This is a genomic window from Sphingomonas corticis, assembly GCF_012035195.1.
In the GTDB taxonomy this organism is placed as follows: domain Bacteria; phylum Pseudomonadota; class Alphaproteobacteria; order Sphingomonadales; family Sphingomonadaceae; genus Sphingomonas; species Sphingomonas corticis.
In genome coordinates this window covers 64,102-89,018 of the sequence record NZ_JAAVJH010000006.1, presented here as the reverse complement: position 1 = coordinate 89,018, position 24,917 = coordinate 64,102, and the positions used below count along the sequence as shown (strand labels likewise).

General features: G+C 66.4%; 19 protein-coding genes. 14 read left to right on the top strand and 5 right to left on the bottom strand.

Features of this window, described 5'->3' with window-relative positions; genetic code table 11:
* Nucleotides 1–41: 41 nt before the first annotated feature.
* Nucleotides 42–434 carry a MerR family transcriptional regulator gene (locus HBH26_RS11275; RefSeq protein WP_168134716.1) on the bottom strand — a complete coding sequence of 131 codons (393 nt, stop codon included), beginning with the start codon at nt 432–434 and terminating at the stop codon, nt 42–44.
* A gap of 695 nt (nt 435–1,129) precedes the next feature.
* Between HBH26_RS11275 and HBH26_RS11270 the strand changes: the two genes are divergently transcribed.
* From HBH26_RS11270 to HBH26_RS11205, 14 genes are all read left to right on the top strand, one after another.
* Nucleotides 1,130–1,663: a hypothetical protein gene (locus HBH26_RS11270; protein ID WP_168134714.1), complete on the top strand. Its 534-nt coding sequence runs from the start codon at nt 1,130–1,132 to the stop codon at nt 1,661–1,663.
* A 97-nt stretch (nt 1,664–1,760) separates the two neighbouring features.
* Nucleotides 1,761–2,045, top strand: a complete 285-nt coding sequence (locus HBH26_RS11265; RefSeq protein WP_168134713.1) for a hypothetical protein — start codon at nt 1,761–1,763, stop codon at nt 2,043–2,045.
* Nucleotides 2,046–2,170: 125 nt separating this feature from the next.
* On the top strand, nt 2,171–2,734 hold the full coding sequence (locus HBH26_RS11260) for a hypothetical protein (protein ID WP_168134712.1): 564 nt from the start codon (nt 2,171–2,173) through the stop codon (nt 2,732–2,734).
* Between the two features lie 95 nt (nt 2,735–2,829).
* Nucleotides 2,830–2,979: a hypothetical protein gene (locus HBH26_RS11255; RefSeq protein WP_168134710.1), complete on the top strand. Its 150-nt coding sequence runs from the start codon at nt 2,830–2,832 to the stop codon at nt 2,977–2,979.
* An 87-nt stretch (nt 2,980–3,066) separates the two neighbouring features.
* Complete coding sequence (locus HBH26_RS11250; RefSeq protein WP_168134709.1) at nt 3,067–3,525, top strand: hypothetical protein; 459 nt, start codon at nt 3,067–3,069, stop codon at nt 3,523–3,525.
* Nucleotides 3,468–4,337, top strand: coding sequence for a hypothetical protein (locus HBH26_RS11245; protein ID WP_168134707.1), 870 nt, complete (start codon nt 3,468–3,470; stop codon nt 4,335–4,337). The genes HBH26_RS11250 and HBH26_RS11245 overlap by 58 nt, the downstream gene beginning before the upstream one ends.
* 95 nt (nt 4,338–4,432) lie before the next feature.
* Complete coding sequence (locus HBH26_RS11240) at nt 4,433–5,440, top strand: abortive infection family protein (RefSeq protein ID WP_168134698.1); 1,008 nt, start codon at nt 4,433–4,435, stop codon at nt 5,438–5,440.
* 12 nt (nt 5,441–5,452) lie between these two features.
* Entirely contained in the window at nt 5,453–5,707 is a 255-nt protein-coding gene (locus HBH26_RS11235) for a hypothetical protein (protein WP_209308503.1), read from the top strand.
* A complete protein-coding gene (gene brxF / locus HBH26_RS11230; RefSeq protein ID WP_168134697.1) occupies nt 5,704–6,183 on the top strand; it encodes a BREX-3 system P-loop-containing protein BrxF in 480 nt (159 codons plus the stop codon). Before HBH26_RS11235 ends, brxF begins: the two co-directional genes overlap by 4 nt.
* Entirely contained in the window at nt 6,180–9,926 is a 3,747-nt protein-coding gene (locus HBH26_RS11225; RefSeq protein ID WP_168134696.1) for a DUF6079 family protein, read from the top strand. The genes brxF and HBH26_RS11225 overlap by 4 nt, the downstream gene beginning before the upstream one ends.
* Nucleotides 9,926–12,643: a DNA methyltransferase gene (locus HBH26_RS11220; RefSeq protein WP_168134695.1), complete on the top strand. Its 2,718-nt coding sequence runs from the start codon at nt 9,926–9,928 to the stop codon at nt 12,641–12,643. The genes HBH26_RS11225 and HBH26_RS11220 overlap by 1 nt, the downstream gene beginning before the upstream one ends.
* On the top strand, nt 12,640–15,423 hold the full coding sequence (locus HBH26_RS11215) for a helicase-related protein (protein ID WP_168134694.1): 2,784 nt from the start codon (nt 12,640–12,642) through the stop codon (nt 15,421–15,423). Before HBH26_RS11220 ends, HBH26_RS11215 begins: the two co-directional genes overlap by 4 nt.
* Nucleotides 15,420–17,372, top strand: coding sequence for a BREX-3 system phosphatase PglZ (gene pglZ, locus HBH26_RS11210; RefSeq protein ID WP_168134693.1), 1,953 nt, complete (start codon nt 15,420–15,422; stop codon nt 17,370–17,372). The genes HBH26_RS11215 and pglZ overlap by 4 nt, the downstream gene beginning before the upstream one ends.
* Nucleotides 17,369–17,983, top strand: coding sequence for a hypothetical protein (locus HBH26_RS11205; RefSeq protein WP_168134692.1), 615 nt, complete (start codon nt 17,369–17,371; stop codon nt 17,981–17,983). Before pglZ ends, HBH26_RS11205 begins: the two co-directional genes overlap by 4 nt.
* A gap of 337 nt (nt 17,984–18,320) precedes the next feature.
* On the opposite strand, the gene gyrB is transcribed toward HBH26_RS11205, so the two are convergent.
* The 4 genes from gyrB to HBH26_RS11185 all read right to left on the bottom strand — a co-directional run bounded on the left by gyrB (nt 18,321) and on the right by HBH26_RS11185 (nt 24,854).
* Nucleotides 18,321–20,831, bottom strand: coding sequence for a DNA topoisomerase (ATP-hydrolyzing) subunit B (gene gyrB / locus HBH26_RS11200; RefSeq protein WP_168134691.1), 2,511 nt, complete (start codon nt 20,829–20,831; stop codon nt 18,321–18,323).
* Between the two features lie 98 nt (nt 20,832–20,929).
* Nucleotides 20,930–22,177, bottom strand: coding sequence for an MFS transporter (locus HBH26_RS11195; protein WP_168134690.1), 1,248 nt, complete (start codon nt 22,175–22,177; stop codon nt 20,930–20,932).
* Between the two features lie 54 nt (nt 22,178–22,231).
* Nucleotides 22,232–23,530: an MFS transporter gene (locus tag HBH26_RS11190; protein WP_168134689.1), complete on the bottom strand. Its 1,299-nt coding sequence runs from the start codon at nt 23,528–23,530 to the stop codon at nt 22,232–22,234.
* A complete protein-coding gene (locus HBH26_RS11185; RefSeq protein ID WP_168134688.1) occupies nt 23,508–24,854 on the bottom strand; it encodes a hypothetical protein in 1,347 nt (448 codons plus the stop codon). The genes HBH26_RS11190 and HBH26_RS11185 overlap by 23 nt, the downstream gene beginning before the upstream one ends.
* Nucleotides 24,855–24,917 lie beyond the last annotated feature (63 nt).

Below are 24,917 nucleotides of genomic sequence, written 5' to 3'. Positions count from 1 at the left end.
CGGGACAACGCGAGGATGCTCGGCGATGCGTGAATGGCGGGTCAGGCTTCCCCGGCCGCCCCGTCGATGAACGGGAACTCCTGGCGGTCAACGCCGTCGCAGCTACCGGCTAGGTCGACGAGCGTCGCGCGCAGCCGCTCCAGCGCGACCGCCTTTCGTCCCAGATCAGCCGCGCGCGCCAAGGCGAGCGCCTTCACGTCCGCGACCCCGCGGCCACGGTCGTGCCACAGCGACAGCAGATCGGCGATCTCGCCGATCGGTAAGCCCAGGTCCCGCGCGTTGGCGATGAAGCGCAGGCGGTGGACGTCGGCGTCCGAATAGTCGCGGTATCCGCTATCCCGCCGCGGCGGGGCGGGGATCAGCGACAGCTTCTCGTAATGGCGGATCATCCGCTGCGAGACGCCGCTCGCCTTCGATGCCTGGCCAATGTTCATCGCCGGACGTTGTATGATGGCCGCGTTCCGACGAGAAGCGGAAACCTCAGCGCGACGACCGGAGCGCCGCGCAGCGGCGGGTCCACCAGCCGACAGCGATCGAGCGCCGCGACGGCCTGATTGTCGGCGATATCGCGCTTCTAGTGTCGAACGGAGCGGCCGCGCGGGAATCTCACCCCCGGCGCAGGCTCGCTGACGGCGTCGTCTCAAGCCGTCGCAAGCTGCCGCGCACGATAAGCCGGTCCCCGACATGCGCCACACGCGTCGCGCGGCCAGCTGGGCGCGAGCCACTTTCATTGAAGTTGGATCGCGGCAGCCGCCAGCGGCGTCAGAAGGGAAAATGGCTTCCGAATGTCGATGGCCGCACACGATCATCGTGAAAACGGGACTGTTCTGGGACCGCATCGGCGGCACCGAGCTGCATCTCGCTTTCATCAGCCAGAGGGAATCCGGTGTTACCTGTTTTTGCCGACCGACGCGCCCATCGCGTGAGAGTCCGGTAAGCCGCTTGAACTCGCCGCCTGACGTATCCGCGTGCGGCAGACCAGTCGGGTGCCCAGCATCGGCCGGAGCCCGTCGGCCCGGCAGGAAGCCCGTGGCGGCGGCCATCGGGGTGTGAAGCCGTAGGGAGGGGAAAAGGCGAGGCCGAGCCCGGCCCCGCGGCTTCGCCGTATACAGCTAGGAGTTAAGAAACGATGAAAGACGTTTTCCTTTCGAACATGTTCGATGATCAGAGCGATGTCCTTCCGGTTGCCGATGTGCTTTCGATGTGCGGTCTGCGCACCATCGCGGCACTCGCGCTGGAGGGCGCAATCGCCCACCCACTCGCCGGTGAACGCGACACCCTGGTCATCCAAGCCGACCTCCGGAGCGAGGAAGAGGAGTTCTCACTCGTCCGCCTCGCGCTCGCAAGCGGCAGCGACGCGGTCTGCGTGCTCGGCCCCCCGGATGCCGACGGCACGGACAAGCTGCTGGTGGTCCAGGCGGGCGAGGACAGCGCATGGATCGGCTACTGCAGCGCGTTCGCGGACTCGGCCGCAGCGCAGGGAGCGCTCGTGCCGCTTGACCCGGCGCAGGACCTGCACCTCGTCATGGGCGTGGACGGACGGCTGCAGCGCCGCGACGGGCGGCCCGCCACGCACCCGGCGTTCGGCCAACGCATCGCTGCCGCGCGCATCCGCCGGGCGGCCGAGGCTATCCTCGCCGAGGGCAGGGCGCTCGCGGCCTGACTACGCTCGTTGGGGGCGGGGCTTTCCTGCCGGTTCGCCGTCGGCGCGACGCGCCGCCGTCATTCCATTTCGAACGGGAACATCGCTAAAGGCCATCATGGACGATACGCAACGGCCCGCAGCCTCCCTCGACGCCGAAGCACATCAGGGGAGGATCCAAGCCGAGGTCGACGCGACAGATGAGCGTGTCAGCATCAGCTGGGCGCTCGAAGACCAGAACGAGTTCGGAAGGACCCTGGTCGCGACCGGGGCGATCGGCGCGGACCAGTTCGACCTGGCCGTCCGTCACGCGACCGCGACCGGGGCCTCGATCGGCCACGCCCTGATCTACACCGGCGCGATGACACAACGGCACCTCATAAGCTGCCTGGAGCGGATGTGACCGACGGGATCGCCGGCGCGAGCAGGAAAAATGGTGATCGCTTCGTCGCGGACGACTTTCGTCCTAAAACCCCTGGCAACCGCGCGATCCATCCATGAACAGTGCGGGCGAAAGGGGTTGAGCAAATGTTCGGAATGTTCGGGTCGAAGCCGGCCAGCCGGTTCAAGGTGATGAACCATGACGTCGAGGTCGCCTCGGTAAGCCGGGGAGGAAAGGTGCTCTTCACGGGAGACACCGTGAACGCTTGGCCGAAGACCCACCTCGAGGGGCAGATCTTCGAGGTGATGCTCAGGTCCCGCTCGGGCCTGCCGTATTTCGCATACTACCTCTGCAAGGACTATTACTTCGCCGTCGCCAGTCCGGCCGGCGCAGGCGGGTTCGGCGGCCCGTTCAGGACGGAGGAGTTCCGGACCGCCGTGTCGCAGCGGATCGGCCTGTTCGTCGCCGAGCACCTGCTCAAGGTGATGAAGGTCGACGCGCGCGCCGACATCGTCGGCTTCCGGCACAACCGCGTCCACACCAACGTCCTCGCCTTCGTCCCGACGCTGGGAGAGTGGCACGCCATCCAGCACTGCGACGCCGAGGACGACGACGCAACCGACCGGAAGGTGTCGGGCGTCGCGAACGGATCCGTGAACATCAAGGACGTCGTTGCCATCGACGCCATCTCACCGAACGGTCGGGACTGAGCATGAGATGCAGGGATTTCAGTATGGTGCTGACCCCGGTTGTCGTCGATAGTCAGTGGAAGGCCAGCCGATAGTCAGCAGCACGGGGAGAATTCATGGTCGGTCTGTTCGTGCTACTCTTGCTCGCCGCTATCGCGGGTAGCCGAATGATGGGAGAACTGCGCGTGGCGGGATCCAGGAACGGACCCACGGTGCGGATCAACATCGGCGACCTCATCCAGGAAGGACGGAAACTGTGCGGCTGATCGCGCAGGCGGCGACGCGGACGGAAGACGCGAACCTGTCGGGATGATGGTGCAGTATGAACGGAAAAGCAGCTCTCCCAACTGAAGGTGATCAGACGATCCGCGACGCATGGCAACCGGATCCTGCTCGATCCCGACGCGCCGCAGGTCTCGTGGATGACGCGTGCGGACCTGCACGACTGGATCTGGTCGATGCCTGAGACGACCGTCTCCGCCGCGCTCGACACCAACGCAAGCTGGCTCTGCAACATGTATGCGGTCAACAGGCCCAGCCAGTCGCACTGGCACCGGATGCGCAAGGGGCTGGAAGCTCCGCGTGACCCCCTCGACCCGTCGCTACCGGCCGACATGCCGATCCCGCTGGTGCACTTCGAATGGTCGAGCGCGGGCAGCTATGCGGTCGTCCCGCACCCCGAACCATGGTCGAGGCTTGGCGGGCCTGACCGTAGCGGACCGATATATCCCCACGACGGGAACACATTCCAGCGGTGCTCGCGGTCGGCACGTCCGGCCGGCCCGGTCGTCGCTGGACGCGTGGCCCGGTAGGGCCGCTGCCCATACCGACGGTCGCCGCGTTCCGGACCCTGATCTGGGACACCGACGCCGACGACGCCGACGTCAGCTTCGCGCTGCTCGGCCTGACCAGGCGCGAGGTGGCAAAGATCGCGCGGCGCGAGGGACTGAGCGTTCCGTCAGCAGCGTGGTGGACGCCATCCCAATACGGCTCGCGGCTCCCGATCCCCGACGGAACCCGCCCGCGCAGGCTGTCACGGGCGGACCTTCAACGGCCGATCGACATGTCTGCCGGGACGCTGACCGCCATCCGGCGCGAGATCGAGGCGGACCTGATCGCGGAGCAGGAGACACGCAATCGACGCCGCGCCGCATCGGAAGCCGCAGAAGCACGTCGGCAATCGAGATTGCGGTCCGGCATGGCAGATGTGGCATTGGCGATTGCCACCGGCACCACCGGCGAAGCCGCCTGCACGGCACAAGACGTATCTCGGGAAGCCTTCCGGGCCGAACTCCGACGGCGGTTACGCGCGGCGCTCGCTTGCGAACGCGGCGGTCTGGGTTCCGCTGACCAAATCACCGGACGCATCATGCGGGGTGTGGCCGATCGGCACGAATTGCTGCTCGTCGACCACCTTCTCCGTCCGGATGTCCACGGCATCGCCGCGCGGGATCCGGACGCAGGTGTCGCCTGCTCCTATAGCCCGGACGTCACGGCCATTCCGGGGATCGCCCGCTGGAAGGCGTCGGCCCAGGACACGGCCGAAGCGGCGGCGGGGCTAGCCGATGCACTGTCGCAGTGCGCTGCTCAGATGCCAGAGCGACTTCGGCTACGGCAATCATGAGGAAAAGACCGGTGGTGGCGTTTGCGCTCGATGAGTTGAGAATCTGCGCACCACACCGATGTTAGCATCGACGTCCATAAAGAGATCGACCGAAGATGCAGCCGTTTCTTTCACCACAGTCTGTCGAAGCGCTCGTCCAGGTCATCTCCGGCGGGAGCGGCAACAGCGTCGCGCCCTCGATCGGCATCTACCGCTCGGCTCCCAAGATCGACGCGTTCATGCGCGCCTGCGGCGTCAGGATGGCGATCGGAAGCGGCTCGCGCGTCCCGACCCTCGCTGCCGAGATCGAGGGGGTCGTCGCGAGGGGTGACACCCAGATCCTGCGCACCATCATCGAGGCCGCCGCCAATCCGGCTGACTTCATAGATGACCCGGACAAGGGCGCCGCCGTCATCGAGTATCTGAACCAGCGGCTAGCCTTCGACCAGCTGGCGATCCGGCGCCGCGGCACCAAGGTCGAACTGGTCGATGCCCAGTCGAACGCCCCGGTGGTCGGTGCGCTGAGCGCCGCGCTCACGCCGATCAACTTCGATACCGTCACCCGCGATCTGGAGCGCGCGCTCGCCAACGCCGACACCGATCCCGAGGACGCGGTCACGTCCGCCTGCGCGGTCGTCGAGAGCGTATGCCGGTCGATCATCGTCGAACTGGGCGTGGAGATGCCTGCCAAGCGCGACATCCAGACATTGTTCCGCACAGTCCGCGACCAGCTCGGCCTTGATCCCAAGGGCGAATTCAAAAGCGAAGTCGCCGAAGACGTCAGGACAACGCTCGGCGGGCTGGCGGCGTGCATCCATGGCATCGGCAGCCTTCGCACGCATGGCGGCGACGCGCATGGCCGCGAACGCGGGCACGCCCGTTACATTGATGCCAGGATCGCACGACTCGCCATCCATTCAGCCGGCGCCGCGGCCCTATTCCTGATCGAGACGTGGCAATTCAGGCACCCCACAGTCGAGTTGCACGTCGAGGCGTCACGGATGACTAGGTTCGGTGGCGCGCCTCGAAGCACCGCAGCCGCAACGATAACGACGCCTGCGGCATCCTGTCATCGTAATAAAAAGCCTAAGAAAGCGGTTGGCCAAAATGACGCTTCTTCCTAGAACCACGGAAGTATGGGGGAAAACCGTAACCTGGACCTGCTGCGCCTCGTCGGCGAGGCGCTCTACGGCGAGCGGTGGCAAGCACCGATCGCGAGCGACCTCGGCGTGTCCGATCGCGCGGTGCGATACTGGCTGTCCAAGGCGACACCCTGTCCGGACGACACCGGCAGCCGGCTGCTCGGCATCGTCGTGCGAAAGCGTGAGGCGCTCGCTCACCTCGAGGAGCAGGTTCGTTCCCGAACCTCGCCTGCGGGGACCAGGCCATGATCGACCACGCGATGGCCGCCACCGAGGCGAGGCGCATGCTCGACGCCGTTGGCGCCGCGAGCGGCAAACCGATCCTGCTGGTCGGCGACGAGACTGACCGCAGCGCCACCTTGGCGGCAATCTCGGCGGACACGTCCGCGATGCCGCTCAACCTGGGTATCGAGCTGTCCCAGGTGTTGATCGATGCGGCGGGTGCCCGTCTGGACCTATCCACCGCGATCGCCGGCATGCGGCCGTCCGATCCAGTCCTGCTCCTCGACCGCATCCAGATCCTGATGCACCCCCAGCTCAACGTGAGCGCGGTCGATACGCTCGTCCGCGTCGCGCGCCGCCGCCCAGTTTGCGCGTCGTGGCCCGGCCGATGCGCAGACGGCCGCCTCCGCTACGCCGATCCCGACCACCCCGAATGCCTCGACGAGGATGCGTCCCGCGCTCTCATCCTCGACCCGTCGACAAACGAAAGCACCTACCGATGAAATACAGCGATCTCGTCAAGTTCGAGCCGATCGAATCGGTCATCCAGCTGCTCGACGCCAACAAGGCGGACGAAGGCCGGCGGCTCGTGTCGAGCTACGTCATCTCCGACGCGATGGCCGACCGCATCGCCGACGTGATCTTCCCTCAGCTGGGCTTCGATCCGGCTGTCGACCACAAGGGCATCCTCGTGGTCGGCAACTACGGCACCGGCAAGTCGCACCTGATGTCGGTCATCTCCACGATCGCGGAGGATGCGGACGTCGTGCCCGAGGTGCGCAACGACAAGGTGCGCGCTGCGGCTGGTGCAATCGGCGGCAAATACCAGGTTCTCCGCATCGAGATCTCCAGCCGCATGTCCCTGCGCGACATCCTGGTGCAGGAGCTCGAAGGCTTCCTCGCCGCCCGGGGCGTCACGTTCAAGTTCCCGCCCGAGGACAAGGTAACCCACAACAAGACCGCGCTCATCGAGATGATGGACGCTTTCGAGCAGAAGTTCCCGGGCCAGGGCCTGCTCGTCGTCGTCGACGAGATGCTCGACTATCTCCGCTCGCGCCGGGACACCGAGCTCGTCCACGACCTGTCGTTCATGCGCGAGATCGGCGAGATCGCCAAGAACACCCGGTTCCGCTTCGTCGGCGGCGTGCAGGAGGCGATCTTCGACAGCGCGCGCTTCGCGTCCACCGCCGACAGCCTGCGCCGCGTCAAGGACCGCTTCCAGCAGGTCCTCATCGACCGGCAGGACATCGGCTTCGTCGTCGCGGAGCGGCTGCTGCGGAAGGACGAGCACCAGCGCGACGCGATCCGCAAGCACCTCGAGCCGTTCGCCAAGTTCTACGGCAACATGGGCGACCGCCTCGAGCAGTTCGTGCGCCTGTTCCCCGTCCATCCCGACTATCTCGCCATCTTCGAGCGGATCGAGTTCGCCGAGAACCGCAATGCGCTCTCGACCCTGTCCGGCACCATGAAGAAGATGCTCGACCGGGAAGTGCCTGCCGACGAGCCGGGCGTCATCACCTATGACAGCTTCTGGACGGACGTCCGCACCAATCCGGCATTCCGCGCGCAGACCGGCGTCCGCGACGTCGTGCGCATCGCAGAGACGCTGCAGGAGAAGATCGAGACCGCGTTCCCGAAGGCCAAGGCGCTGAGCCGGCCGACGGCGCACCGCATCATCGATGGCCTCGCGATCCAGCGCCTGACCACGCCGGACATCCATGTCGAGATGGGCCCGACCTCGGCCGAGCTGAGAGACCAGCTGCTGCTGATGAACCCGATGGCAGCCGAGTTCCCCTCGGACGAGCCGGCCCAGGATCTGCTCACCTTCATCGACGCGACCATCGGCGACATCTTGAAGGCGGTGAACGGGCAGTTCATCACCCGTGCAACCGGCAGCGACCAGGTGTTTCTCGATGTCGCCAAGGACGTCGATTACGACGCCGAGATCGACAAGCGCGGCGAGAGCCTCGACGACGAGGACCTCGACAACGCGTTTTATCAGGCAGTCGCCCACCTGATGGAGCGGACCGACGAGGCAACGCACCTGCCCGGGCACAAGATCTGGCAGTATCCGCTCGAGTGGTTCGAGCACCGCGTCCACCGGGACGGCTATCTGTTCTTCGGCTCGCCCAACGACCGGCCGACCGCATACCCGGCGCGCGATTTCTACCTCTATTTCGTCCAGCCCTACGACCCGCCGAAATTCAAGGACGAGGAGAAGCCGGACGAGGTGTTCCTCCGCCTCGCCAGCAAGGACGAGGCGCTCACCGCCATCCTGCGGCGTTTCTCGTCGGCGTCGGCGCTGGAAGCCCTGAACAGCGGTAACGCCAAGGCCGTGTATCGCGCCAAGGCCGAGGACGCGCTCAAGGGCATGCGCAAGTGGCTGCGCGACCAGCAGACCACCGCGTTCAACGTCACCTATCGGGGGAAGACGCGGACGCTGGGCGAGTGGGCCAAGGGCTTCTCGGTGCGCGAGCGCGCAGGGATCAAGGGCGACGAGACGGTCAACTTCCGCGAATACGTCAATGCCTCGGCGGGCTTCCTGCTCGCGCCCCACTTCGAGGATGCGTATCCGGAATATCCGACCTTCGGCACGATCGTCACCGACGCCAACCGGCGCTCGCTGTGCACGACCGCCGTGAAGTCGCTCGCCGGACCGTCGCGACCGAAGGACGCGGTGATGATCCTCGAGGCGCTGAAGCTGCTGGATGGCGATCGCCTCGATCCCCGTCAGTCCCCATACGCGCAGGAGATCCTCACCCGTCTGGGCGCGAAGGGCTCAGGCCAGGTGCTCAACCGCACCGAGGTGTTCGAGGCGACGTCGATGGCGGAGAGCTTCGTCCCCGGCCGCTTCGGCCTCGAGCCGGACCTGGTCGCCGTAGTGCTCGCCGCGCTGACCCATTCGGGCGATGTGATCGTCTCGGTGGCGGGGCGGAAGATCGACTCGTCCAACATCAATGACGGTTCATCGGCGCTCGTCGAGGAACTAGCTTCGTTCAAGCACATCGAGGCTCCGAAGGACGTCAACGTCGGCGTCCTCCGCGACATCTACGAACTGTTCGGGTTGCCGTCGGGCCAGGCTCAGGCGGCGGCCAAGGGCGACGATGCCGCCGTTCGGACGCTGCAGGACGCGATCGAGAAAACCATCGCCAGCACGCTGACCATCGCATCCGGCCTGGAAGGATCGCTGTCGTTCTGGGGATCGATGGTCGTCTCGCCCGAGCAGGTGCAGGACGGCCGGTCGCGCATCGACGCGGCAAGGAAGTTCGCGGAATCGCTGGCGGCATACAACAGCCCGGCTAAGCTCAAGAACCTGCGGACCACCGCCGAAGATGTGGCGGCCCGGTCGGACGACTTCTCCGCCTTCCGGCGCATCTCGTCACTCGCCGGTCAGATTGACGCGGTGGCAAAGGACGCGGCCTACCTCCAGCAGACCGAGATCGTCCTTCGGGACGGCGATCCCTGGCTCGAGCAGGCGCGCAAGGTCAGGCATGAAGTCACCGGCCAGCTCGCCGAGGTGCTCGACCCGCCGGCGATGACCGCAGTCCGCAACCGGCTCGGCTCGCTGAAGAAGGATTACATCGCCCATTACATGTCGCTGCACGCCAAGGCCCGGCTGGGTATGGCAGAGAGCAAGACCAAGGGTTCGCTCGTGGCGGATCCGCGCCTGAAGACACTGGAGCAGCTCGCCCGCGTGCCGATCCTGCCAGGCAACGAACTCGACAGCTTCCGCAACGCGCTCGCCGACCTCAAGACCTGCGCCGGTCTGGTTGAAAGCGAGCTGGCGAACAGAGCGACCTGTCCGCACTGCTCCTTCACGCCGAAGGCGGAGCAGCTGTCGCTGACCGCGCCGGCGTCGTCCGTGCTGTCGTCCCTGGACGACCGACTGGATGCGCTCGTCCAGGGATGGGTCGATCGGCTTCGCGCGGAACTGGAGGACCCGATCACGCTGGCCGAGGGGTTGCAGCTCGTCGACGAGAAGGTGCGCGACCGCATCAAGGCGTTCGCCGCGGGCGGCGAGCTACCCGAGCCGCTCGATGCCGAGCTCGTGACGGGGATCAAGGAGGCACTGTCCGACCTCAAGAAGGTCGTCATCACCTCCGCGGACCTGCGCGCGGCGCTAACCAACGGCGGCTCGCCGGTGACGCTGGAGGACATCCGCAAACGCTTCGAGAAGCTGCTGGTGGACGAACTGAAGGGAAGCGACGAGGCTAAGGTGCGCTTCGTGATCGTTGAGGAAGTCTGATGTCCAATTCAAACCTAAAGCTCGGCGTTCCTCAGGGGGGAGCAGTCACATGCCTCGGACGCGAGTTCGCGAATGAACAAGAGCGACGGAAATACTTTTCCGAGGAGCTTCGCATATTCCTAAAGAACGTCGATCGCTCGCAGTTCGATGGCTTCCCGGAAGGCTCCGATGAGGACATCATCCAGTTATCCAACCCGCCCTACTACACCGCGTGCCCCAACCCCTTTCTCACCGATTTGATCAACGAGGCCGCTCCTGATCGCGCATACGTTCCGTATAGCAGAGGGCCGTTGGCAGACGATGTTATCGAGGGAAAAAATGACCCTCTATACAGCGTCCCGTCTTATCACACCAAGGTTCCTCCAAAAGCTATTCGTAAATATATCCTTTATTATACGCAGCCAGGAGATATCGTCCTCGATCTTTTTGCTGGCACTGGCATGACCGGAGTTGCTGCGTCTCTAGCGGCAACAAAGCAGGCTGATGATCCCAAAGACGTCGAACATGGATTTCGCCAGGCAATCCTCGTCGACCTTTCACCAGCCGCAACATTCATTGCATCAATCATGGCGGCTCCCATTGACCCCGTGCTTGCCCAGGGCGCCGGGGGTGTGCTGTCAGATATCGTTAGTGAACGGATTCAGTCACTCTACTCGTTTTCTCCTCAAAGCTCTGAACAAATAGATTATGGTATCTGGTCGGATTGGGGGCTTTGCAGCGAATGCGACCAAGATTTCCGACTCTATGACGTTGTCATAGACTGGGATACGCCGAAAATACTTGATCAATATCCCTGCCCGCATTGTGGCGCGACAAACGTCGGGCGCAAGCTCGCGCGTAGTTTCGAGACTATCAAGGACCCGTGGACCGGCGAGGTGAAGCGTCGGGCGAAAACCACTCTGGTTTCCGTCTCCAAGAAGCAGGGCAACCGCGCTGTTAGGAGAACCGCTTCGGAGTTTGACACACGAACGGCGGACGCGGCGCTATCACAGACGCCTGCGCGAGTTCCGGAGCCGCTTCGATACTCGCACATGACCCATGAGCGAAACAACTTGCCCAAGTATTGGGGGGTGGACCACGTCCACGAGTTCTTTACGCCGCGCAATTACCTTGCAATGGATAGGCTCACCACGGACCTGCCTAATGAGTATTATCGCGCTGCAATGTTCTGCGCAATCACCACAATCGAGAATAACACGACACGTCGTAATAGATTTTACGTTGACAAACGGCGACCCAACGGTTCTCCGATCGGACCACTTTCCAATACGCTATATATTCCTACATTGCAGGTAGAGGCGAATGTCGGAATAAAGGCTCTTCAGGTTGCGAAGTCTGCGGCTGATGTTGCTTCTAAGTGGAGCAAGCACCACGCCTTCGTTACCACTCAAAGCTCTACTGACCTGCATCAGCTGCCCGACGCATGCGTAGACTTTATTTTTACAGATCCTCCTTTCGGGGGAAACATCAACTACTCTGAGCAGAATATGCTTTATGAGTGGTGGACTGGTCTACGCACCAATAACAAGAAAGAGGCAATTACCAACTCGGTGCAGGAGAAGGGCGTCAGTGAATACACCTCGTTGATGAACGCGGCCTTTCGTGAGTGTCACCGACTGCTCAAGCCAGGACGATACATCGTTGTCGAGTTTCATAATTCGTCCAATGCGATCTGGAACGCTATCCAGTTCGCTCTTGGAGACGCGGGGTTCGTGATCGCCAATGTGGCCCTGCTCGACAAGGTCCATACAACCCTACACCAAGATTCGAAAGCAGCAGCCGTAGATAAGGACTTGGCGATCACCGCTTACAAGCCGAATGGCGGCCTCGAAGAGCGTTTCGCCCTGAAAGGCGGCACGGAAGACTCGGTGTGGGATTTCGTATCAACGCACCTAAAGTATCTGCCGATTGCTACGATCAAAAAGGAAGGTCTCGAGTTTGTCGGCGAGCGCTCTCCCCGGGTTATCTTTGATCGCATGGTTGGCTGGATGATACAGCATAATACGCTGGTTCCCCTTTCCTTTGCAGAGTTTCAAGTTGGCCTTGATACTCGCTTCGCCGAGCGTGACGGGATGTATTTCTTAGCTGCTCAGGTCGACGAATACGATAAGCGCGCACTCGAGAGCGGAAGCCCTCGAACCCGTAGCCTCTTTGTAGACGATGAGAGGAGCGCGATCGATTGGATTACGGAGTATCTGAAGCAGAGACCGTCCACTTACCAGGAATTGTTCCCAGAGTTTACGAAGCAATTAGGGATTAGCTGGAGGAAACACGAGGAGCGCCCCGAGCTCGCTAAACTTCTGGAGCAAAACTTTCTGATCTACGGTGGAGAGGGGCCGGTTCCGCCCCAAGTTCACTCGCATCTCTCATCAAATTGGAAGGAAATGCGCAATCTCGACAAGAGCAATCCTCTACTCGTCGAGAAGGCCCGCAATCGTTGGTTCGTGCCCGATCCGAACAAGCAGCAGGACGTCGAGGCGCGGCGCGAGAAAGCACTGCTGCGCGAGTTCGAGACCTATAAGGCCCATAAGGGCAAGAAGATGAAGGAGATCCGCCTCGAAGTGATGCGCGTCGGGTTCAAGGCCGCCTGGGCGTCCAAGGACTATCGCACCATCATCGACGTGTCGGCCAAGGTGCCGGACGAAGTGTGGCAGGAGGACGAGCGCCTCATGATGCTGCACAGCATGGCCGAGACCCGGCTCGAGGCCGAGCGGTGAACGCCACCGCCGCGTCGGGCGCGGCGGTCGCCCAGCGCGGCGACTGGCTGTGGCACGGTGCGCTCGGCGCCGTGCAGGTCGTCGAGCGTCTCGACCGCTGGGGCGTGCGCACGCTCCGCGTGTGGACGCCGGCGACCGGCGCCGTGCAGCAGGTCGACGAGGCGGCGCTGGAGACGATCGACGCCCACGCCCCGACCCCTGGCGCGATCGTGCATCGCGCGGCAGCCGCACGCGTGCAGGAAGCGCTCGCGACCGAGGTCATGCTCGCGCCCGTGCAATCGAGCGTGATCCCTCTGCCGCACCAGCTATACGCGTTGGAACGTGCCATAGCGGGCGACCGGGTGCGCCACCTGTTCGCCGACGAGGTCGGGCTCGGGAAGACGATCGAGGCCGGTCTGGTCATCCGCGAGCTGAAGCTGCGGGGGCTGGCGAAGCGTATCCTCGTCGTGGCGCCGAAGGGGCTGACGCCGCAGTGGCAAGCCGAGATGCAGTTCCATTTCGGCGAGACGTTCCGAATCGCCGATCCCGGCGACTTCAACGCCGTGGCGCGCTGGTCAGACGCCGATAACGTGTGGCGCGCCGCCGATCAGGTGATCTGCCCCCTCGACAGCGTGAAGCCGCTCGCTCGGCGCCGTGGCTGGTCGCTAGAGCGCGTCACCGCTTACAACCAGCGTCGGTTCGAGGACCTGATAACCGCCGGCTGGGACCTGGTCGTGATCGACGAGGCGCACCGGCTGGGTGGCAGCACGGACCAAGTGGCGCGATACAAGCTGGGTGCCGCGCTCGCTGACGCGACACCCAACCTGCTCCTCCTCTCCGCCACGCCGCACTCGGGGAAGTCCGAACAGTTCCTGCGCCTAATGCAGCTGCTCGACCGCGAGGCGTTCCCCGGCGAGGACTGCATCGACCGCGAGCGGGTCGCGCCATTCGTCGTCAGGACCGAGAAGCGCCTGGCGATCGACAACGACGGCAAGCCGCTGTTCAAGCCGCGCCAGACCAGGCTCGTCACCGTCGACTGGGATTCCCGGCATGATGCCCAGCGGCAGCTATACGAAGCCGTCACCGACTATGTGAGACACGGCTACAACCAGGCGCTCAAGAGCAAGCAGCGGCACATCGGCTTCCTGATGGTGCTTATGCAGCGCCTCGTTACGTCATCGACGGCCGCCATCGCCGCGACGCTCGGGCGCCGGCTCCAGGCGCTGGAGGATGCGCCCGCCCAGCTATCGCTGATTCCCGACTTGGACGTCGGCGACATCGCGGACATGGACGGCCAGTCCCAGATCGACGAGCTCGTCGACTGGCCCGGCTGGCGGTCCGAGAAGGCCGAGGTCGCGACGCTTCTCCGGCTTGCCGAGACGGCCCTCGGCGGCACCGACGCCAAGGTCGAGGCGCTGCTCGAGCACATCTCCCGCATTCAGCTGGAGGAGGACGATCCGAACCTGAAGGTGCTGATCTTCACCGAATTCGTGCCGACGCAGGCGATGCTCGCCGCCCAGCTGCGCGACCGCGGCTTCGACGTCGCCACCCTGAATGGACAGATGGCCGTCGAGGAGCGTGTCGCCGCGCAGAAGGCGTTCGCTGGCGCATCCCGGGTGCTGATCTCGACCGACGCCGGCGGCGAAGGCCTGAACCTCCAGTTCGCGCACGTCATGTTCAACTACGACATGCCGTGGAATCCCATGCGCATCGAGCAGCGGATCGGACGTGTCGACCGGATCGGTCAGAAGCACACCGTCCGCGCGACCAACTTCGTGCTCGGCGACACCGTCGAACACCGCGTGCGCGAGGTGCTGGAGGCGAAGCTCGAGGCGATCGCCGAGGAGTTCGGCGTCGATAAGGCCGCCGACGTCATGGACTCGGTGGAGGCCGAGGCGGTATTTGATGGCCTATACATCGACGGCATCCTCGCGCCTGACGCCGTCGAGCGACAGGCGGATGCGACGCTGGAGGAATTGCGCGCACGCATCGCGGCGGAGCGGGAGCGTCGCGACGTCATGGGCACCGGTGCCGGGCTGGAAGCCGGAGCTGCGCAGCGGCTGCGGCGGCATCCCATCCATTTCTGGGTGGAACGCGCGGTCACGTCCGGTCTGCCCGAGGTCGGCGGCGCCGCGGACCGGCACGGCGACACCTGGGCGCTGACCTGGCCGAACGGCACGCGGACCGATCACGCCTGTTTCTACGCGTCATCACTGGATAATTCCCCGAATGCGACCTGGCTGACGCTCGACGACGCCGCAGTGCGCGCCATCATCGACGACGTGGCCGTGACGGTGCCGGGCCTCGGCGTTCCGCGCTTCTCTCTCCCGGCCCTGCCCGACGGCGTTAGCGGCACATGGTCGCTCTGGCGTATCCGCATGAGCACCAGCCGCACCGACGAGCAGCGCTACATGCCGCTGTTCGTCCAGGACGGACGTGCGTTCGCACCGACCGCGCGGCGGATCTGGGACATCGTCGTCGCGAACGACCCAGTCCCCGCTGGCGGCAGCCCCGCCAGCCATCCCGACATCGAGCGACTGGCCGAGGCGCAGGCGGAGCCGATCTACGTCGGGATGCGGGATCGGCATGTCATGCAGCTCGAACAGGAGCGCCGGCGGGCGTCGGCCGCGTTCGATGCCCGGCGACGCGCGATAGGCAGGGTCGGCCTGGAGAACGTGCGGCGCTCGCGCTTGCGGCGGCTCGAGGAGGAGCGCAATGCGCGCATGCGCGAGATCGATGAGGCTGCCATGGCGCTGCCGAGCCTCGAGGCGGTGATCATCATGGAAGTCGGTGCCGCATGACCGCTTGGTCCGAACACGTGACCGCGCCGTTCCAGCGGGAGTTCAGCCGGCTTTGGGCTGTGAGCGACCCGGACGAAATACTGCTCGCGCCCACCGTCGCCGGGGTCCTTGCGGGACGCGGCTTCGAGTTGATCAGCTACCGGGACCCGCTCGTGTTCCGACAGCGCTACGAGACTGACATCGCATCGGCTCAGGAAGACGCCGCGTTCATCGTGCATGTCCGGGGCGATGCCCGCAGCATCGTCCCCTGGGATGTGCTGGACCAGTCGCGTCACGTCAGCCTCTCGATCGCGGAGATATTTGGCGCCCTCGACGCTAACGCGGTGCGCGCCGTCGGACCGGAGCGCTACGACGACCTGTGGCAGATACTTTCCGACCGCCCGTCCATCCCCGTCATGGGCACCGTGGCCACTAGGGACTTTCTGGCGACGAACCTGTATAGGGTCGTCCCCGGGCTCATGCGGAAGCCGACCGACCTGTGGGAGCAGGCGTTCGACCTGTTCTTCCGCGATTCGCCGCTGCCGAAACCGCTAGCTGAACACGTCGCGTCGCGAGCCTGTCGCCCGGACGGCATGTCCGTCGTCGATGCGACGCTGATGCTCGGCGACCCCGCCGCCTTCGTCGATCGTGTGCAGCGGGACTGGAACCGGTTCGCGCAAGCCGTCTCGCGAGATGAGGAGCCGGCACCCGACATCATCCCGTTCGCGCTGCCCGGCATCCGGGTGAACCTGGACAGCATGGTGCTCGATGGCACCATCGCCCCGGCCCAAGTCGAGCAGGTCCCTGCGTCGGTCCCGAGCTGGATGCTCATCGGCATGGTGGAGGACCAGGACGCCGCCAGGTCGCTGGCCAGGAAACGGATCGATCTGCTCAGCCACGAGATTCCGGCGGACGATGCGACCCATGGAGATTGGCTCCGGTTCGCCATCCGGCACGCGGAGATCATCGACGCGGGGCGGACGCTCCAGACATCCGCGGAGACGACGTCGGATCCGATGGCCGCGATCGCGCCCGCGATCGACGGCGCGCTCTTCCAGTGGCTGTCCGCATCCTTCGACGGTCTGAGTTCGAACAGCTTCGCGACCGCACCGTCGATCGTTCATCAGGTCGCACCGCACATGGCGCATCGCCGGCGTCTCGGCGAGCGGCGTCAGGCGCTGATCGTGGTTGACGGCATCGCCCTCGACCAATGGATGATCCTCGAGCGGCGGCTCCGCGCCACCCGCGACGACGTCCTCATCGACACGAAATCATGCTTCGCCTGGCTGCCGACGGTGACGGGCGTATCGCGCCAGGCGATCTTCACCGGCGATCAGCCACGGGCCTTCGCGAAGGCCATCGGCAGCACGTCGCCCGAGCCTGCTTCCTGGCGCCGCTTCTGGCTTAACGAAGGTCTCGTCGACGGCCAGATCCACTACGCCAAGGGGCTCGGCCACCCCGGCTCGACGGACGCCGTCATCGACGGACCGGTCTCGGACGGCGCGGAGGTGATCGGCCTCGTCGTCGATACGATCGACGAGATGCTGCACGGCGAGCTCTTCGGGAAAGCCAGTCTCGTCGGCCGCATCGAGCACTGGCTCGGCCTCGGCGAATGGGACCGGCTCGTCGCCGCGCTTCTCGACGCCGGTTATCGGATCTACGTCACGGCCGACCACGGCAACGTCGACGTCGTCGGCATGGGTCGTCCGTCGGAAGGAAGCAGCGCCGAGGAACGCGGCGAGCGGGCGCGCATCTACGACAGCGACGCTCTGAGGCAGAAAGCTGCGACGTCGATCCCCGGCACGCGCATCCTCCAGCCCGGGGGACTTCCGGAAGCCTACAAGCCGCTCTTCGCTCCGCACGGGCGCGCGTTCATCCCGGACGGACGGCGCGCCGTCGTCCATGGCGGAACATCCCTCGAGGAGGTCATCGTCCCGTTCGTCACCATCTCCAGGAAGGAAAAGTCTTGAGCACCGCATCCCCCCGCATCGGCATCGATCGCTTCGTCGATGCCGACTGGATGGAGATCGCGGCCGCGGTGGTGCGCGGCGAGGCCACCGAGGACGCGCTTCGTTCGCGCTTGGCTGGCGACATTTCCGGGCTTCAGGTGCAGCGCAAGGTGGTCGGCATCCTCAACCGCATGTGGCAGCCGCAGGATGCGCCCCGACGCGAAGTCGCAGTCGAGGCCGCGGTCCTGGCGATCGGCGGCCACGCCGATCGGGTCGCGGCTTTCGAAGCCGTCGCCGTCTGCGCCTATCCGTATTTCCGACAGGTGGCCGAGAACCTCGGCCGCCTGCTTCGCCTGCAGGGCAGCTGCACCGCCGGCGAGGTCCACCGGCGGATGTTCGAGCTCCACGGCAAGCGGACCACGATCGACCAGGCGACGAGCTACTGCTTCAAGACGATGGTGTCGTGGGGGATGGTCCGACGCGCTGACGACCTTCGTCTGGTCCCGGCTGACCCGCTGCCCTTGGCCACCCCGGGGCGGCAGCTACTCAACCGAGTGGCCAACCTGTCGCGGCAGTCGGTATCCCCGATGCAGGCGACCGATCCGCTCCTTTTCCCCTTTCGGCAATCGTAGTGCGCGGGGGGCGGTGCAATATTCGCTGCCGCGAGCTTGTGGCGTGCGACAGCGATCTAAAACTTATGGGCTTTGCGGTTGGGCCGCGGCAGCAATTGCGACAGGCTGAGGTTAAACCAATGAAAGACGAAGTGCGCACTGGCCCGGCTAGTAAGGTGTGCGATGCTAGCGTCTTCACATCGTTAGATGCCACTTTCGCGCGCTGCGGACGCGAGTATGCAACGCCCAGAGGAGAGTAGGGTCCGTCACGAACTCCATTTCTGCAGCTTATTGATTTCAGGTTCGTAGGCTATTGGTTTGCTTTGGAAGACAATTGGTTTCGTGAGCAGACGGCCCGCTACACGTCGAGGTTGGCGACGTTCAGCGCATTCTCCTGGATGAACTCGCGGCGGGGCTCCACCGTGTCGCCCATCAGCCGGGTGAAGATCTCGTCCGCGACGTCCGCCTGGTCGATCGCGACCTTCAGCATCGAGCGGTTGTCGGGATCCAGCGTGGTCTCCCACAGCTGCTCCGCGTTCATCTCGCCCAGACCCTTGTAGCGCTGGATCGACAGGCCCTTGCGCCCGGCCGCCAGGATCGCGTCGAGCAGCTGCGAGGGGCGGGCGACCAGCGCCTCTCCCTTGCCGGTGGTGACCGGGGCGGGCGCGCCTTCCTCTGCGTCGTCCTCCGCATCCGCCGCGGCGGCCTCCACCGCCGGATCGGCGGCGCTGCCCTTCACCGGCACCAGCTTGGCGGCGTGGGCGAAGGTGGCGGCCTGCTCGGCGGCGAGCGCGTGCAGCTTGCGCGCCTCGGCGGAGACGAGGAACGCGGCCTCGACGATGTGGTGGTCGGTCACGCCGCGCCACAGCCGCTGGAAGTGGATGCCCCCCTCCCCGGTCAGCTGCGCGGTCCAGCTCGCCTCCGCATCGCCCTGGTCGAGCCGGCGCGTCACCTCGCGCACCGCCGCCTCGCGCTCGGCACGGGTGGCCTCGGGATCGAGCGCGCCGCCCAGCGCCAGCGTCTCGATGATGACGGGATCGTAGCGGCGCGGCACGTAGCGCATCAGTGTGCGCATCCGCCGCGCGTGGTCGACCAGCGGGCGCAGGTGCGGACCGGTCAGCTGCTCGCCGCCGCGGTCCAGCGCCATGGCGTTCACCCCCGCCTCGACCAGATACTGGTCGAGCGCGGGATCGTCCTTCAGGTACACTTCCGACCGCCCGCGCGTCGCCTTGTAGAGCGGTGGCTGCGCGATGTAGAGGTAGCCGTTCTCGATCAGCTCGGGCATCTGGCGGTAGAAGAACGTCAGCAGCAGCGTGCGGATGTGCGCTCCGTCCACGTCGGCGTCCGTCATGATGACGATCTTGTGGTAGCGCAGCTTCTCCAGGTTGAACTCGTCGCGGCCGATGCCGGTGCCCATCGCCTGGATCAGCGAGATGATCTCCTTCGACGACAGCATGCGGTCGGTGCGCGCGCGCTCCACGTTCAGGATCTTGCCGCGGATCGGCAGAATCGCCTGGAACTGGCTGTTACGGCCCGACTTGGCGGAGCCGCCGGCCGAGTCGCCCTCGACGATGAACAGCTCGGACTTGGACGGGTCGCGCTCGCGGCAGTCGTGCAGCTTGCCCGGCAGGCCGCCGCCGGCGCCCATCACCGACTTGCGGCTGGCGTCGCGCGCCTTGCGCGCGGCCTCGCGCGCGGCGGCGGCGTCGACCACCTTCTGCACGATCTGCCGGGCGTTCTGCGGATTCTCCTCCAGCCACTCGGCCATCTTGTCGGCCAGCAGGCTCTCCAGCGGCTGGCGCACCTCGGACGAGACCAGCTTGTCCTTCGTCTGCGAGGAGAATTTCGGATCGGGCAGCTTCACCGAGACGATGGCGGTCAGCCCCTCTCGCATGTCGTCGCCGGTCAGCGTCACCTTCTCCTTCTTCAGGATGCCGGACTTGTCGGCATAGGCGTTCAGCGTGCGGGTCAGCGCCGAGCGGAAGGCCGCGAGGTGCGTGCCGCCGTCGCGCTGCGGGATGTTGTTCGTGAAGCAGAGGACATTCTCGTAATAGCTGTCGTTCCACTCCAGTGCGACGTCGATGCCGATGTCGTCGCGCTGACCGCTGATCGCGATCGGTTCCGGAAACAGCGGCGCCTTGTTGCGGTCCAGCCACCTCACGAAGGCGGCGATCCCGCCCTCGTAGTACAGCTCCACCGTCTTGCGCTCCTCGTGCCGTGCGTCCGTCAGGAACAGCCGCACGCCCGAGTTGAGGAAGGCGAGCTCGCGGTAGCGATGCTCCAGCTTGTCGAAGTCGAACTCGACGATCTTGAACGTGGCGGGGGACGGCAGGAAGGTGACGCGCGTCCCCTTCCGCCCCTCCGCCGCGCCGACCACCTTCAGCGGGGCGACCGCGTCGCCGTGGGCAAAGCGCATGTAATGCTCCTCGCCGTCGCGCCAGATGGTGAGGTCGAGGAACTCGCTGAGCGCGTTCACCACCGACACGCCGACGCCGTGGAGGCCGCCCGACACCTTGTAGGCGTTGGCGTCCGACGTGTTCTCGAACTTTCCGCCGGCGTGCAGCTGGGTCATGATGACCTCGGCGGCGGAGACGCCCTCCTCCGGATGGATGCCGGTGGGGATGCCGCGGCCGTTGTCCGTCACGCTGACCGATCCGTCCGCGTTCAGCGTGATGTCGATGCGGTCGCAATGGCCCGCCAGCGCCTCGTCGATGGCGTTGTCGCTGACCTCGAAGACCATGTGGTGCAGGCCGGAGCCGTCGTCGGTGTCGCCGATGTACATGCCCGGACGCTTGCGCACCGCGTCCAGGCCCTTCAGCACCTTGATCGAGGAGGCGCCATATTCATTCGCATTGGGGTCGCTTGCCATGCGGGCGATGTAGTGTCCGGCGGGGCGAAACGGAAGTGAAATGGACCGGCGACCCGCGTCGCGCCAACGATCGGCTCGCGTGCTGATGAAGCGATCCGCTACGCGTCGTGCGCGGCGGCCTGGGCGCGGGGCAGCGGCTTCTCGCGCAGCAGGAAGAAGCACAGGCCGGACAGCACCAGCGCCACCACGGAGACCCCCAGCGCGGCGTCGTAGTGGCCGAAGCGGTCGTGCAGCCGACCGAACGCGACGATCCCCGCCGCCGTCCCCGCGAGCGCGATCGGCAGGATGCTGCCGTAGATCTCGCCATAAGCGCGCAGGCCGAACAGCCGCGCGGTGAGATACGGCAGCAGGTCGTTGTCCGCGCCGTTCATCAGCCCGGCGAGGAACACCATCCCCATCGCCAGCGCGAAGCCGGGCGCGGGGACGAGCAGGCCGGCGAACCCGGCGGCGGAGACCAGCGCCACGGCGGCGGCCACCCCCTGCGGCGCCATGCGGTCGATCAGCACGCCGATCGTCAGCCGGCCGACCACCTGGCTGAGCGCGTAGCCCGTCAGCAGCAGCGCCGCCTGCGCCGCCGTCAACCCGCGCTCGACGCCCAGCGGCACGAGTTGCGTGACGAGGCCGACGCTGGCGAGGTTCACCAGCGCGACGCCGAGTGAGAGCAGCCAGAAACGCGGGTCGCGCCGCGCGTCGCGCCCGGTGACGCCCTCCACCGGCGCGGCCGCGGCGGCATCGTCGGGCGCGCGCGCGGTGGGCGTCGCGGGCACGTGGCGGATCAGGAACAGGATGGCGGGCAGGGCCAGCAGCGCGGTGGCGGCGGCGAGGACGAGGAAGCCGGCGCGCCACCCCTGCGCCGCGATCACCGCGCCCACCAGCGGCGGCATCGCCAGCGTGGTGATCGAGAGGCCCGACGTGGCGAGCGCCAGCGCGAGGCCGCGATGCCGCACGAAACAGGCGCCGATCAGCTTGCCGTAGACCACGCTGCTGGTGCCCGGCACGGAGAAGGCGAGCAGCGCGACGAGGATCTGGTATTCGACGAGCGAGCCGGACTGGCGCGACAGCGCGACATAGGCGCCACCCAGCAGCAGCATGGCGCCGACGATGATCGGGCGGATGCCGACCCGGTCCGCCAGCCGGCCGACGAACGGCGCGACCAGCCCGCCGAGCAGGCCGATCGCCGCCGCGGTCGCCACCTCGCCGCGGCTCCAGCCGAACTCGCTCGTGGTGCCGTCGAGGAACAGGCTGGACAGGTTCTGAAAGAGGCCGGGGCCGAAGCCGATCCCCAGCACGGCGGCGAGCACCAGCGGCCAGCCACGCCGCCATTCGGTGCGCGTTTCACTCTCCATGGCGCGGGAGCCTAGCGCCAAAGCGCCAGCGCGAAAGGGCGAAAGTTTGCCCGCTCAGTCCGGCGGGGCGGCGACCGTGCGCAGTTCGGGCAGCGCGCGGTCGCCCAGCGTCAGGAAGCACAGCCCCGCCGCCACCAGTGCCCCCGCGCCGACCAGCAGCGCGAGGCGATAGTCGCCATAGGCATCGTGCAGCCGCCCGAAGCCGACCACGCCGATCCCCGTGCCGACCAGCGCCACGGGCATCCCGGTGCCGAAGATCTCCGCATAGGCGCGCAGGCCGAACAGGCGCGCGGTGAGGAAGGGCAGCAGGTCGTTCTCCGCCCCGTTCATCAGCCCGGCGAGGAAGACCAGCAGCAGCAGCGGCGCAAGCCCGCCGATCCCGGCGGCCAGCAGCGCGAAGGCGAGTGCGGAGACGAGGGCGAAGCCGGCCGCCACGGGTTGCGGACGCAGCCGGTCGATCAGCAGGCCGATCAGCAGCCGCCCCGCGATGGCACTGGCGCCGAAGGCGGTAAGCAGCAGCGCCGCCTGCCCGGCGCCGAGCCCGCGCTCCAGCCCCAGCGGCACGATCTGCGTGACGAGACCGGTGGTGGCGCCGTTGACCAGCGCGGCGGACAGCACGACCTGCCAGAAGCGCCGGTCGCGCCGCGCCTCCGCCGCGGTGACGCCGGTGACGGGCGGCTCCGCCGCGGCGCCGGACGGGTCGGACGCGGGATCGGGCCGGGTCGGCCCGGCGGCGGCGCGGCGCAGCGCCAGCAGGATCAGCGGCAGGGCGACGGCGACCGCCACCACCGACAGCGCGGCGAAGCCGCCGCGCCACCCGCGGGCGGCGATCACCGCGCCGATCACGGGCGGCGCCAGGATGGTGGCGACCGAGAGGCCCGCGGTCGACACCGCGAGCGCGAGCCCGCGATGCCGGACGAACGCGCCCGCGATCAGCTTGCCATAGACGAGGCTGCTCGTCCCCGGGACCGCCAGCACCAGCGCCACCACGCCCAGCTGATATTGCCACATCGCCCCGCTCATCGTGGCCAGTGCGGCGTAGCCGGCGCCGAGCAGCAGCATGGTGGCGACGATGACCGGACGCAGCCCGACCCGGTCGGCGACGCGCCCGACGAAGGGCGCCACCGCCGCTGCGACCAGCGCGAGCCCGGCGGCGGTGGAGATCTGCCCGCGGGTCCAGCCGAACGACGCCTCCAGCCCGGGCGTGAACAGGCTGGACAGGTTCTGGAACAATCCCGGCCCGATCGCCGCCGCGAGCATCCCGGCGGCGACCAGCGGCCAGCCGCGGCGCCACTCGCCCGTGCGAGCGGCGCCGGGGTCACCGGATCGATCAGAACCGGAAACCGAGGCCAATTGTATATTGCTCGTAGCCGCTCGCCTGGATGGTCGACAGGTTGAAGCGCACGACATCGCGCAGGCCCCGCACCTGCTCCTCGCGCGTGCGCAGGCCCGCGGACAGCGTGAATTCGTGGAAGTTGTTATTGAACAGGTCGTCGCCGGTATATTGCGTGTAGCTGTAGCTGCCCCGCACCGACAGCGAGCGGCCGCCCGCGCGCAGCGTGATCGGCGTTTCATAGGCCGCGCCGCCGCGGAACACGCCGTTCTTCAGCCCGGGATCGAGATCGAGGTCGGTAAAGGGCGTGCCCAGCGTCTGCGAGTAGCCGCCCATCGCGCCGAGCACGAGCCGGCCGCGCCCCAGCCCGGCCAGGACGTAGCGTGCCGCGATCGACCCTTGCGCGATATGACCCACCTGCCCGATCTCCGCCGAACCGGTGGCACCATAGCCGATCCGCGGCTCGATCGAGAAATTTCGACCGACCGGCATCTCCAGGCCGATCGCGAGCTGGCCGGTGTAGGCCGCGGTGCCGTTGATCCGCGTGTAGCTGAACGGCAGGTCCACCTTCAGCCGGCTGCGCCCGCCCTCGCCCACGCGGAAGCCGCGGGCGATGCGCGCGTCGATCCGCGTCAGGTCGAAGCGGCCGGCGTTGCCGAAGCCGTAGCTGGCGCCGACGATCCAGGGATCGCCCGCCGCATTGGCGCCGTCCGCCCCCTGCTCCTCGATCGCCGAATCGCCGTTGGTGAAATCGAGCGCGCCGCGCGCGAGCGCGGACTGCAGGCTGCCCGGGTTGCCCGCCAGCGGATCGACCGGCGAGGAGCGGACCAGCGCCCCCGTCAGGCACGACAGCAGCGCGCGCGAGGTGGGTGAATCGTCGTCGTCCACCGCGGCGTCGAACAGGTCGAACGAATCCTGCCGCGTCGCGCCGTTGTAGGTGAAGGAGCAGGTGTCGCCGTTCTTGTTCACGAAGGTGTTGCCGTCGGGCAGCACGACGCGGATGTTCAGCACCGGGCTGTTCTGCGCGTAGCCGCCGCGGCCGAAGGCGCCGCGGACGTCGAACACCGCGTCGATCGCCGCCGTCTGCGTGTTGAGCGGCCCGATGCGGCCGGACAGCTCGAACGGATCGAGATAGTCGATGATGCCGTCGATGTCCGACTGGTCGAACGCGTCCTGATCGTTGAAGTTGTTCAGCGCGTTGGTCACGTTCACACCGACGCGGAACGTGCCGCGCAGTTCCTCGTAATTGCCGTAATTCGGAATGGCCTGCCCCTGCGCAGTTCCGATCGCCCCCAGCGCGGTGCCCAGCGCCAGCGCCGCGCGCACGTACGTCGTCCCGTTCATCGATCCCCCCGGATACAAAGTCCCCAATGCGGATCGATTACGAAGAAGAAACGACCCCGTAAA